This is a genomic window from Micromonospora sp. NPDC085948 (genome assembly GCF_040686315.1).
Lineage (GTDB): Bacteria > Actinomycetota > Actinomycetes > Mycobacteriales > Micromonosporaceae > Micromonospora.
Map to the genome: position 1 here is coordinate 475,809 of NZ_JBFBJW010000003.1, position 12,493 is coordinate 488,301.

9 protein-coding genes are annotated in these 12,493 nt (G+C 73.6%); 2 read left to right on the forward strand and 7 right to left on the reverse strand.

Going from position 1 to position 12,493, the window contains the following annotated elements:
• Positions 1–90 precede the first annotated feature (90 nt).
• Positions 91–1,179: a hypothetical protein gene (locus AB0O48_RS11820; protein ID WP_357245985.1), complete on the reverse strand. Its 1,089-nt coding sequence runs from the start codon at positions 1,177–1,179 to the stop codon at positions 91–93.
• Here AB0O48_RS11820 and AB0O48_RS11825 point away from each other — a divergent pair.
• Entirely contained in the window at positions 1,169–2,110 is a 942-nt protein-coding gene (locus AB0O48_RS11825; RefSeq protein ID WP_365064951.1) for a hypothetical protein, read from the forward strand. The genes AB0O48_RS11820 and AB0O48_RS11825 overlap by 11 nt on opposite strands.
• A gap of 68 nt (positions 2,111–2,178) precedes the next feature.
• Here AB0O48_RS11825 and AB0O48_RS11830 read toward each other — a convergent pair whose 3' ends face one another.
• Both AB0O48_RS11830 and AB0O48_RS11835 read right to left on the reverse strand, forming a co-directional pair.
• Positions 2,179–4,839 (reverse strand): AAA family ATPase, encoded by a 2,661-nt coding sequence (locus AB0O48_RS11830; protein ID WP_357245991.1) that lies wholly within the window; start codon positions 4,837–4,839, stop codon positions 2,179–2,181.
• 109 nt (positions 4,840–4,948) lie between these two features.
• The gene (locus AB0O48_RS11835; protein WP_357245994.1) at positions 4,949–6,046 is read right to left on the reverse strand and encodes a PIN domain-containing protein; all 1,098 of its coding nucleotides are present in this window, start codon (positions 6,044–6,046) and stop codon (positions 4,949–4,951) included.
• Between the two features lie 224 nt (positions 6,047–6,270).
• On the opposite strand from AB0O48_RS11835, the gene AB0O48_RS11840 reads away from it, so the two are divergent.
• Positions 6,271–8,307 (forward strand): glycosyl hydrolase family 28-related protein, encoded by a 2,037-nt coding sequence (locus tag AB0O48_RS11840; protein ID WP_357245996.1) that lies wholly within the window; start codon positions 6,271–6,273, stop codon positions 8,305–8,307.
• A gap of 42 nt (positions 8,308–8,349) precedes the next feature.
• On the opposite strand, the gene AB0O48_RS11845 is transcribed toward AB0O48_RS11840, so the two are convergent.
• Genes AB0O48_RS11845 through AB0O48_RS11860 form a run of 4 tightly spaced genes read right to left on the reverse strand, consistent with a single transcriptional unit; the run spans position 8,350 to position 12,346 of the window.
• A complete protein-coding gene (locus tag AB0O48_RS11845) occupies positions 8,350–8,979 on the reverse strand; it encodes a hypothetical protein (protein WP_357245999.1) in 630 nt (209 codons plus the stop codon).
• Positions 8,980–8,992: 13 nt separating this feature from the next.
• Complete coding sequence (locus tag AB0O48_RS11850; RefSeq protein WP_357246002.1) at positions 8,993–10,096, reverse strand: cellulose binding domain-containing protein; 1,104 nt, start codon at positions 10,094–10,096, stop codon at positions 8,993–8,995.
• Positions 10,097–10,152: 56 nt separating this feature from the next.
• Positions 10,153–11,202, reverse strand: coding sequence for a nitronate monooxygenase (locus tag AB0O48_RS11855; RefSeq protein WP_357246005.1), 1,050 nt, complete (start codon positions 11,200–11,202; stop codon positions 10,153–10,155).
• 31 nt (positions 11,203–11,233) lie between these two features.
• On the reverse strand, positions 11,234–12,346 hold the full coding sequence (locus AB0O48_RS11860; protein WP_365064956.1) for a hypothetical protein: 1,113 nt from the start codon (positions 12,344–12,346) through the stop codon (positions 11,234–11,236).
• Positions 12,347–12,493 lie beyond the last annotated feature (147 nt).

Genomic DNA, 12,493 nt, shown 5'->3' on the forward strand with positions numbered 1-12,493 from the left:
CGTAATTCCGGCGCATTTCGGCCTATGCGTTGACGGAGAGGACCCGCAACGGCAGGTCCTCCCCGTCCTGAGCGACCAATCAGGGCGCGCTCACATGTCGCTGAGTACGCCGGCCAGGGTGTTGGCCAACGCGTCCTGGCCTGCTGGGCTGGGATGCGGCGAACCACCCTCGGCGGTGATCTGGATGTCACCGGGCGTGAACGGCGGCGGGAACGCCACCCGCACGGCCGGATCGAACGGGACGCCGAGCTGGACCGCCCAGTTGAGATCGTTGATCACGGTTCGCACGGTGCCCACCCAGAGCGGGTCGATGAGCGGTTGCAGCGTCGACACCGGGGCCGCCGGGACGTAGGACTGCAACCCGGTCGGCAGCAACGACTTGAGCTTCGCCCAGGAATACTGGCCGATGTCGACGTTGGCCGGGGTGATGTCGTAATACAGCATCCAGACGACCTTGTCCGCGCCGGCGGCCAGCAACGAGTTGACGATGAAGGTGGCGTCGGCGGTGATGCCGGCGTACTGGGCCGGGCCGTTGTAACGCGGCACCCCGATGTTGATGTAGTAGTCCTCGCCGGCCGGCAGGTCGATCCAGAAGTTGCAGCCACCACCGTTGGTGACGATGCCCTGCTTGCCGCCGACCGCCGCCCACTCGAAGCGGAACAGTCCGGTGGGGTTCAGGCTCTCCCCGGCGAACTCCAGCGCGCGACACATGGCCAGCCGGATCAACACGGTGTTCCAGTTGGTGTTGTTCACACCGCCGGTGGTGGCGTGGTACGCGTGGTGCCCGTCCGCCTTGGCCTTCGCGATCCGCGCGGTGGCGAGGCCGAGCGGGCTGGCCACCCGACCCCAGGCGTTTCCGCAGGCGTCGGGGCCGGCGCGGCCGGCGATGATGTCCCCGGTGCCGTACCCGGTGCGCGCGTAGTTGTCGTAGTCGACGACGCTGGTGTCCAGATCGAAGTACCGCCGGCCGTAGCTGTAGACGCCGTTGTTGCCGGGCATGCCACGGCCGTCGAACGAGGTCATCGGGCAGCCCGGACCCACCCCGAAACCGAACTGGTGGTGCGCGGAACTGATCGAGTCCCCGGTCAGGGTCAGCACCGTGTCGTCCGTGACCGTCTGCACCTCGCGGCAGCGGATCCGGTCCTTGTTGGCGTCCACCAGGGTGGGGTTGCCGGCCACGTTGGGGCAGCCGGTCGGCGGCGGGGGTGGCGGCGACGGCGGCCCGCCGGTGGGCCCGGTGGGCGGGTCGGTCGGGTTGGGCGGGTCGGTCGGCTCCGGCGAGCCGCTGCCGCTGGGCGACGCGGACCCGGACGGCGACGCGCTACCGGACGGCGAGGAACTGCCCGACGGGGACGCACTGCCCGACGGCGAAGAGCTGCCCGACGGCGACGCGCTGCCGGATGGCGAGGAACTCCCCGACGGGGACGCGCTGCCCGACGGGGAGGAACTGCCGGACGGCGACGCGCTGCCCGACGGCGAAGAGCTGCCCGACGGCGACGCGCTGCCCGACGGGGAGGAACTGCCGGACGGCGACGCACTGCCCGAGGGGGACGCGCTGCCGGACGGCGACGCGCTGCCGGAGGGGCAGGGCGTTCCGGTGGGCGAGGCTGTCGAGCTGGGTGACGCCGTCGAGCTGGGTGAGCCCGTCGTGGTGGGTGCGGTCGCGGTGGCGGCGGGGGCACGCTTCGCGACCGGCTCCGCCGTGACGGGCGGCCGGGTCGCCCGGGTCGGCGCGGTCGAGGCCGACGGCGTTCCGGTCGGGTCCGGGCAGTCGGCAGCGGCGGCCGCCTTCTGGGTACGGATCTGCGCGAGCCGCGCCTCGACCTCCACCGGAAGTTTCCCGCCCGGCTTGACGCACGGGTCGAGCAACCAGGTCGTCCCCTCCAACTCGCGGGTGCACGGCGGCTCGTCGTACGACGCCCGATCCGCGCTGGCGGCGGGGGCGGCCGGTGCGCCGCCGGCGGCCGGGGCGACAAGTGCGGTGACCATGGCCACCGACAACGCCACCCCGGCGGCGAAGAGAGCATTGTGGACGCGGGGCGACCTTGTGGGTCGCGGTCCTGGCGGTCCACCCAGGTGCAGTTGGCTCATGCCGTCCTCCAGGGACTGAGGTGCGCCGGTAGTTGTTACCGCACGGTAGGCAGGCGTGCGGTAACCCGGTAGATCAGTCGCCCTTACCTACTGTGGAGGCCGGATCGCACCCGGTGACCTGTCCGGCGCCCCCGGTCGGTCGTGGCCGAGCACCACGGCCAACTCCCGGCGGTTGCGCACACCCAGTTTCGTGAAGACGCGGGCCAGGTTGTTGTTGACGGTGTTGACCGACAGTCCCAACCGGTCGGCGATGCCGCGACTCGGCAGCGTCACCGCGAGCAGGGCCACGTCCCGCTCCCGACGGGTCAGCGTCGCCTCCTCGGTGCCCGCGGCGGTCGCGGTGAGCAGGGGCGTCCGAACCCCTCGGCAGTCCCGGGCCAGCGTCGCGGCCCGCTGCGTCACCGCCACCCGGGGTCGGCCGCGCCGCGCGTACGCCCGGGCGGCGGCACCGAGCACCTCGGCGGCGAGCAGGGTGTGCCCACGGGCGACGAGGTCACCCGCGGCGGTCTCCAGTGCCGGCCCGTCATCGCGTACCAGACCGTCGGCCGCGCCGGCGAGCGTCGACGCCAGCCCGCCGAGCCGGTCGGCGAGAGCGCCCAACCTCTCCCGTACCGACTCGGGCGCGCCCAGCCGCGCGCACTCGTAGAGCGCCACCGCCTCGATCGTCGGCTGCTCGCTGCCCCGCGCCAGGTCGGCGGCGGTACGGGCGGTACGGATCGCGGCGGTGAGATCACCCTCGGCCACCTGCACCCAGGCGCGGTCCAGCTCCACCCACGGGTGGAAGATCCGGTTCGCGGCGCGCTCCCGCGCGTCCGCGGCGGCCAGCCAGCGGCGGGCGCCGGACGGGTCACCGGCCAGCGCGCGGACTCCCGCCAGCGCCGCCCAGTACGTGCGCACCAGGTGGTACTGGTCGTTCTCCTCGACGAGCGCGATGGCCTCCCGCAGGTTCGCCTCGGCGGCGTCGAGCCGTCCCTGGGTCTTGGCGACGATCCCCCGGAATCCGGCCCACACGGCGACCATGCCCCGCGCGTCGCTGGCCACCGCCGCGGAGTAGCCGTGATCGGCCAGGTCGGCGGCGCCGGCCAGCTCGCCGGCAGCGTACCGGGCGTAGCAGAGCCCCAGCCCGACCTGCGCCTCGTTCCACGGCATCCGCTCGGGTTCGGCGGCGAGCACCGCCCGGCCCCGTTCCGCCAGCTCGGCGGCGAGCCCGAGCCGGCCGAGCATCCCGGCCGCCGACGCCGCGCCCATGGTCGCCCAACTGGCCGCCCGTACGCCGGTGTCGGGCCGGGCCAACACGGCCTGGCCGACGGACAGCGCGGCCTCGCACCGGCCGTCGTAGAACAGCACCCACGACCGGGTGGCCTCGGTCAGGTCGTGGCCGGGTGAGCCCGCCGGCACCATCCGCAGCGTCTCGTGCGCCTCGTCGATCCGGTCCAGGCCCCAGTAGAGCAGGCCGGCACGGGTGATCGCCCAGATGGCGAGGCGCTTGCTGCCCGGCGGTGGGGCCGGCGGGAGCATGTCCAGCGCCTCCTGGCTGCGCGCCTGGTACTGCAACACCCGGGCCAGCAGCCACTGCGCCTCCCAGCCCGGCGCGGCGTCGTACGCGGTGCGGGCCAACCGCTCGGCCAGGTCGATGTCGAACCTGTCGATCGCCTGTCGGGCGGCGGCCAGCGCGATGCCCGGATGCCGGACGCTGCCGGACCGGAGCTGCCACACCCCGGCGACCAGCGCGTCGTCCCGCCGGCGCAGCGGCATGCTCGCCAGCACGTCGGCGAGTTGCCCGAACACGGTGCGGGACCGGCTGGCCGGCATGCTGGCGCGCAGCGCCTCCCCGTAGAGGGGGTGGGCCATGCGCAGGGCGGTACGGGCGCCGGAGCGTTCCGCGACCACCATGCCGCTGCGTTCGGCGGCCTCGATCGCGACCGGGTCGGTGAACCGTTCCAGCAGCGCCAGGGAGAGCGGTTCGCCGCAGGCGACCACCTCCAGCACCTGCCGGGCGGCCGGTTCCAGGGCGCGCAGTCGGGCACTGACCAGCTCGGCCAACCGGGGGCTGCCCGACGCAGTGCCGCGCCACCGCCAGACCCCCCGCGACTCGCGGAGCCCGCCGGTGTCCATGGCGTCGGCCAGCAACTCCCGCAGCAGCAGCGGGTTGCCGTCGGCGAGCCGGGTCAGCCGGCGGCGGCTGATCGCGTCGAGCGGACCGGGCGCGGCCTCGTCGAGCAGATGCTCCACGGCGGTGGCCGGCAGCGGGCGTACGTCGAGTCGCCGGCCGGAACCGGCCCACAGCGAGGTGAGCGCGTCGGAGAGCGGAAGGCCCGCCCGGACGGTCGCCACCGCCACGGCCAGGCCGTGCACGGCGAGCTGGTGCAGCAGCCCGGCCGAGGGTTCGTCGAGCAGGTGGGCGTCGTCGATGCCGATCACGATCGGGCGGCCACCGCCGCGCCGGGCGAAGTCGCGTTCGACGGTGACGACAAGCCCCACCGGATCGGCACGCGGTCGGGTCTGCGCGGGGATCAGGTGCGAGACCGCGCCGAACGGAATCGACCGGGCCGCCCCGGTGGCGGAGACCCAGTGACACTCCACGCCGTCCTGAGCCGCGCGGGCGAGCGCCTCCCGCAGCAGCCGCGTCTTCCCCACCCCGGCGTCACCGACCAGCACCAGCCCCGGCATCCGCGACGACACGACGTCCTCGATGATTTTCAGCTCGTCGTCGCGGCCGACGAGCGTCCATTCGCCACGTCCCGGCATGACGACCCTCACCTCGCCCTCGGGCAGCCCTACCGCTCACCCTAGGGGGAGTTCCGGCACTCCCGCTCGACAGCGGTCGATGCGACGCCGGACGCGCCGGGCGTGGGGCTCAGCCCTGGGTGGTCAGCAGGTAGTCGTCGGCTTCGGGGCTCCACCGCAGGTCGACCGCGCCGCTGGTGGCCGCCGCCTTGCAGAACTGCAGGAAGCTGCGGTAGCCGAGCTTCTTCTCACTGAAGTCGGGCCGGGCCCGCCGCAGCTGGTTCTTCAAGCCGGACAGCGCCACCGGGTTACCGCTGCTGCCCAGCTCCGCCACCACGCCACGCAGCAGGCCGAACGCCACCTCGCGGTCGCCGTGCTCGGGCAGCGAGACCTCGGGGTCACCCTTCGCGGGACCCTCCGCCAGCTCGATCACCGTGTGCTCGGCGAGGTGCCGCAGCAGTTCCCCGAAGGTGCGGAAACCGTAGTCGGACTCGCTGAACGTCGGGTCCTTGCGCAGCAGGGTGCGCTTGAGCCGGGACGCGGTGACCGCACCGTTGGCACTGCCCTGCAACCCGGCCACCGTCTGGGCGACGAGCACGGCGAGCGCGTCGACGTCGCGTCCGGGCTCCTCACCGGCGGGCCGGCGGCCCACCTCCGGCTCCGGCTCGCGCTCCAACTCCGGCTCGGGCGGGCGCTGCTCCGTGCCGGCCGGCCGGGTCGGGCGACCGCGCCGGCTGCGGGTCGGCGGGATGTCCACACCCTCCAGCCGGTCGTAGTAGAGGAACTCGTCGCAGGCCGGCGGGAGCAGCGCCGACGTCGACCCCTCGACCCCGACGCCGATGACCCGCTTGTTCAACTCGCGAAGCTTGTGCACGAGCGGGGTGAAGTCGCTGTCGCCACTGCAGATCACGAACGTGGAGATGTAGTCGCGCTCGAACGCCAACTCGATCGCGTCGACAGCCATCTTGATGTCCGCGGCGTTCTTCCGGGACGCGCCCATCCGCTGCGGAATCTCGATCAGCTCGACGTGGGACCGGGTGAGCATCCGGCGGTCCTCGTCGAAGTAGGACCAGTCGGCGTACGCGCGGCGGACCACCACCCGACCCCGTTCGGCGAGCGCGTCGGCGATCGGCCGGAAGTCGAACTCCGCGCCGCCACGGTGATCACGCGCCCCCAACGCGAGGTTCTCGTAGTCGAGGAACAGGGCGATCCGATCTTCTTGATCCACGCGGCCCAGCGTACGCCGGCCGTGGGCGGTCGCGGCGCAGGCGAGGCGCGACACCTCAACTCACCGATCGTCCATTTCTTGCGGTCTAATGGTCGTCTATTTTCGTACTTCGATTGTCGTCTTGCAGTGGGATGGTCGGTGCTGCATCATGACGATCAATGTCGGGCGTCGGGGGAAGCGCCGGGCGGACCTCCACCACCACCACCCACCCAGGAGGGTCACCGATGATTCACAGCCTCATGTCGGCCCGGGGACGACCCGGCCGACCTGCCGGCACCGCCGTGGCGCTCGCGGCCGGCCTCGCCGTGCTCGTCGCCGTGCCCACCGTGGCCGTCGCCGGCCCATCCGCGCCCGCCGGCGCGCGGCCGGTGGTCACCCGCGCCGCCCTCGACCCGGCACTCGTCGCCGGGCGCGGCGCCGACGTCGACTTCGTCGAACAGGAGGCGGAGAACGCGCGCACCAACGGCGAGATCATCGGCCCCGACCGGTCGGCCTACACGCTGCCCGCCGAGGCCTCCGGCCGCCGGGCGGTCCGGCTCACCCCCGGGGAGTACGTGGAGTTCGTCCTACCCAGCGCGGCGAACGCGATAAGCGTGCGGTACAGCATCCCGGACGCGCCGCGAGGCGGTGGGATCACCGCTCCGCTGCGCGTCGCGGTCAACGGCAAGCACGCGCGCACCATGACGCTGACCTCGCAGTACTCGTGGCTCTACAACCAGTACCCGTTCACCAACGACCCCCAGGCCGGGCTGCTGCACCCGGACTGGTGGATCACCGAGTGCCAGTGCGTGCCGGCGGCCACCACCCCGGCCCCGGTCATCGACAAGCCGTTCCGGCCCACCCACTTCTACGACGAGCAACGCCTGCTGCTCGGGCGCACCTACCGGGCCGGCGACCGGATCCGCCTGACCGCGCCGACCGGCAGCGCCGCCGCCTGGACCGTCATCGACCTGCTCGACTCCGAGTTGGTCGCGCCGCCGCGCGTCCGGCTGCTCGCGGCGAACGTGCTCGCCTTCGGCGCCGACCCCACCGGACGACGGGACTCCGCCGACGCCATCGACCGCGCCATCGCCTTCGCCCGGCGCGCCCACCTCAAGGTGTACCTCCCGCCGGGCACCTACCAGGTCAACCGGCACATCATCGTCGACGACGTGACCATCGAGGGCGCCGGCAACTGGCACACCGTCATCAGGGGCCGCGAGGTAGCCCTGCCGACCCCCGCGCCGGACGGCTCGGTGCACACCGGCGTCGGGTTCTACGGCCGCGACGCCGCCGACGGCGGCAGCCGCAACGTCCACCTCTCCGGCTTCACCATCGAGGGAGACGTCCGGGAGCGCATCGACACCGACCAGGTCAACGCGATCGGTGGGGCGATGAGCGACTCCACGATCGACGGGCTCTACCTGCGCCACACCAAGGCCGGCCTGTGGTTCGACGGGCCGATGCGCAACGTCCGCGTCACCAACAACATCGTCGTCGACCAGATCGCCGACGCGCTCAACTTCCACACCGGCGTGACCGACTCCCTCGTGGCGCACAACTTCGTCCGCAACACCGGCGACGACGGTCTGGCGATGTGGTCGGAGAAGACGGCGAACGCGCGCAACACGTTCGACCACAACACCGTGCAGTCACCGACCCTGGCCAACGGCATCGCCATCTACGGCGGTACGGACACCACCGTCTCGCACAACCTCGTCGCCGACCCGGTCCGCGAGGGCAGCGGCATCCACGTCGGCGCCCGCTTCGGCGCGGAGCCCTTCACCGGGCACCTGCGGATCACCGACAACACCACCGCCCGCGCCGGCACGTACGACCTGAACTGGAACATCGGGCTGGGCGCCATCTGGTTCTTCGCCCTGGACCGCAGCATCGACGCGGCCATCGAGGTGACCGGCGACGCGTACCTCGACAGCACCTACAACGCGATCATGCTGGTGAGCGACTGGCCGGTGAAGGACCTCTACTCGATCTCCAACGTACGGTTCCGGGACATCCGGGTCGACGGCACCGGCACCTCGGTGGTCAGCGCCCGCGCGGCGGGGTCCGCCTCGTTCGCCAACGTGGACGCCCGCCACGTGGGCGCGGTGGCTGTCAACAACTGCGGTTCGTTCCACTTCACCCCGGCCGGTTCGGAGTTCACACTGACCGACCTCGGCGGCAACGACGGCGGGTGGCTCGCGCCGTGGCTGCTGCCCAACACGATCACCTGCGACGACCGGCCGCCCGTGTCGCCGCCCCCGCCTCCGGCGCAGTGGTGAACGCGGTGGGCGGCCGGACTCGTCGGGCCGCCCACCGCACGCTCAGCGCGTCCGGACGTACGCCAGTGGCACGCTCGTCGGTTGCCCGCTCCAACTGCCGAGCAGGGCCGCCCCGGCGGCCTCGGCGGCACCGGGGCGGCGGACGACGACCAACTCGACGGTGTCGGTGACGACGAGCGTGCTGTCCTCGTCGACCACCCGGCGCACGGGACCGACCGGTGCCGCGTCGGCGTCCACGGCGCCGCTGGCGGTGATCGTCACACTTGGCTCGCGCACCTCACGCCGACCGTCCACCTCGAAGTACTGCTCTGCCTGGCCGGCGCCGGTGCGGATCGCGTGGGCGAGCGCGGCGGCGTACACGTGGTCCACGCAGCCGTCGTACACCCAGCGCCGGCCGAGCACCGAGTGGTCGGTGGTGCCGACCAGCCAGGCGTCCGCACCGTCCAGGGGACCGGCCCGGTAGGTGAGCGGGACGTGATGGACCGGCCCGTCGGGGGTGCTGACCAGGATGGTCTCGATGCCGACCTCGCCGGCCGGATCGTCGAAGCGGTAGGCGCCTCGGCTCACCAGCTCGACGCCGGCGGACCCGGCGTACCAGGGTCGGTCGGGAAGCCAGGTCGCCAGCAGGTCGAGCTTCGTGGGGTTCAGGGTCGCCTTGTGCAGCAGTGCCATGCCGGCAGCCTAGTCAGAGGCCCGCGCAGGGTTGCCCCCCGATCGTGCAGCTCTCCGGTTGCCGGGCCTTCGGCCGGCTGTCGCGGACGTCGAAGCTGATCGTCTGCGAGCCTCCGGCCACCACCGCGGCGCCGGTGAAGGTGATCGACCGCCCGTCCTGTCGCCAGTTCGCGCCGTCGACGTCGTCGACGGTGGTGCCCTCGCCGAGAGTGACCACCACGGCCCAGTCCGCCACCGGTACGCCGCTCGGGTTCTCGACCACGACCGCACCGGTGTAGCCGAACAGGCGGCTGGAGTCGGTCTCGTAGCGGGCCACCATGGGCACCGGCGACGCCGGCGGCGGGGGTGGCACAGCGGACGCGGCCGGACTCGGGGGCGTGGCCGTCGCCGTCGGGGTCGGACTCGGGCGGGTGGTCGCGGACGCGGTGCTCCGCGAGGGGCGTACCGACGGGGTCGCCTTACGGGCGGCGGCGGTCGTGCCGGCCGTACCGGACGGCGACGGCGCGCCTGCCGATGCCGGCGCGGCGGTGGGTGTCGACTCGGGCGGCAACGTTATCCAGGCCGCCGTCCCCGCCAGCAGCGCGGCCCCGCCGATCAGGGCGACGAGGGTCCGACGCCGACGGCGGGTGCGCCCGGACGTGCGGAGCGCGATCAGCGGCAGCTCGGTGGTCATCGCACCGTCGCCGCGGCGCAGGTCGACCTGCTGGAACGCGAGCCAGTCGAGGATGGCCGGGAGTCGTACGGTGAGCGCCTGCCGCACCTGCTGCTCACGTGGGTCGTGCTGCTCGGCGGACCACGCGCCGTGCGTCGTGACCTCCCGCACCTCCAGCCGGCAGCCCTGGCTGGTGGCCGTGACCACGCAGGTCAGCTCACTGAGCCGGCCGGCCTCGTCGCAGGCCAGCACGAGGAGTGCCGCCTCCCGCCGCTCGGTCACCTCGACCTCGACGTCGGCCTCGAAGCCGGGCAACTCGGCCGTGCGCAGCAGCAGCCGGTCCGCCACGCCCTCGACGGTGTCGGCCTCGGCGAACCACCGTCCGAGCAGCTTCCGGTCGGTCAGTGCGAGCCAGACCCGGTCGGGCGGGTGGGACAGGTCGACCTGCGCACCGATCTCGATCACGGCGGAACTCTACGGGTTTCCCGACCGGCCCGTCCCGCCCCACCCGAGGCCGCCGGTCAGCCCCAGCGTGCCGACCGCTCGACCACCGCCGCCAGCGCGGCTCGGGCACCGGCGCTCACCTCGGTGACCACGTCGGCTGCCGGCAGCTCCCGGGCGAGGGGGTGCGCCTGCCCCGCCCACAGGTTCGCCACCGACGCGTCGCCGTCGCGCCGGGCGGCGGCCAGCAGCGGACGCGTCAGGTGCAGCACCTGGGGATAACCGGTCGGCGCCGACGCGTCGTGCTGGCGCAGGAAGTCGTTGGCCACCCCCCGAGCCCGCTTACCGGTGTACGACCGGGTCAGCGCGGTCGGCGCGGCCCCGGCCACCGCTGCCCGGTGCATCGCCGAACTGCCCGCCTCCGGGCAGCGCAGGAAGGCCGTGCCGAGCTGCGCGGCGGCGGCACCGGCGGCCAGCGCGGCGGCCAGCGCGGGACCGTCGACGATGCCGCCCGCGGCCACCAGGGGCAGGTCGCAGCGGGCGGCGACCAGCCGGAGCAGGGGCAACAGCGCGTAGTCGTCGTCGTCCGGCAGGCCACCCCGATGCCCACCGGCCTCGGTGCCCTGCACCACCACCGCGTCCACACCCAGGTCGGCGGCGACCGTCGCCGCGTCCGGGCGGGTGACGGTGGCCCACACCTCGGTGCCCCGCTCGCGCAGGGCGCGCACCGTCGCCCGGTCCGGCAGCCCGAACACGAAGGACACGACCGGGACCGGGTCCGCGAGCAGCGCGGCCACCTTCTCCGGGTACGCGTCGTCGCCGCCGACCGGCTCGCCCAGGCTCACCCCGCGCTCGGCGGCCTGCGGGGCGAGCCGTTCCGCGTACGCCCGGACGGCGGCGTCGTCCACGCCACCGGGGTCGGGCAGGAAGACGTTGACGCCGAACGGCCGGTCGGTGCGCGCGCGGACCTGCGCGACGTCGGTGGCCAACCGCTCGGTGTCGATCATCCCGGCGGCCAGGAAGCCCAGTCCACCGGCGGCGGAGACGGCTGCCACGAGCGCCGGCGTGGACGGGCCACCGGCCATCGGAGCCGCGATGATCGGGTGACGCAACGTGGACAGCACGGACATCCCACCATCCTGCCGCACCGCCGACGTTCGCTCACCGGCGCGCCGTGTGCCGCCAGCGCAGCACGCCGGCCAGGCCGAGCAGCGCCACGAGTGTTCCGGCCCCGGCCGCCAGCACCCAGGTCCGGCGGCTCAGGCCGGTGGTGTCCTCGGCGATGGGACGAACGAGGGTGGGCAACTCCGACGAGGCTGACCCCGTCGGACGCGCGGCGGTGGCCGGTCCGTCCGTGGTCGGGTAGCGCAGGATCGTCGGGCGGGTGCCCGGTGGCTGGTCGGCGGATTCGGAGACGGTGAGCAACGACCTGCCGTCGCGGCTGTAGGTGACCGACTCACCCTGGGGCTCGTCCGGCAACGGGGTGACCCGCGCGGTGCCCGCGGTCAGCGCGCGGACCACCTCGCCATCGGGCACGTCGTACTCGAAGGCGTCGGCGTAGCTGCGCAGCACCACCCGACGCCCGTCCGGTGCGCTCGCCGCCCCGGTGATCACACCCCGTCCGAGGAACGAGAACGGGTTGCTGGTGCTCGTCGTCGGCAGGGTCACCTGGCCGACCGAGGCCAGCGGCGTCGTCGCCCCCGGCCGCAGTGCGGCGGTCGGGGCGTACAGGAAGACGGTGCCGCTGCCGCCCTTCGTGATGATCAGCGGCCGACCGGACGCGTCCAGCAGCAACGCCTCCGCGTCGTGCGGGCGGTCCGGGTAGGTCATCCGGTGCAGCACCGGCTCGTCCGCTCCGGGAGCGAGTCGCCAGATGGCGATCGTCGACCGGGAGTGGTCGTTGTCGCCGATGTCGGCGACCCAGACGGTGCCGTCGCGACCGATGGCCAGGTCCTCGGTGTCGCGGGGCCGGGACGGGAAGGCCACCGCCCGGACCACCGCGCATCGCTCGTCGAGGAAGAAGATCCGGCGGCGGGCCTCGTCGTCGGCACCGTCGTTGATCATGACGTACCCGTCGTCGGTGGCGACCATCCCGGAGATCTCGCGGAGCCGGTCGTCACGCACCTGGCACACCGGCGTCCCGGCCGCCACCGCACCCGCCGCCACTGCCGGTGTCAGCGCGATGGTCGACGCCCCCGCGCCGGCGAGCAGCGCCGCCAGCGCCGCACCCGCACGGGCTCGCCGCCCCCAGGTCAACCGCCCGCGTACCCGCATCGCCCACCCTCCTCGTCACGGCCGCGCCCCGGGCCACCTGCCCATCCTGGCCGATCCGGGCCACCGGCGGGGTCAGCGCGCGGACGTGGCTGGGCCTGTCGTCGAGGAAAGGCCACCCCGGCCGGTCACTCGTTGCCAGCGGCTCGG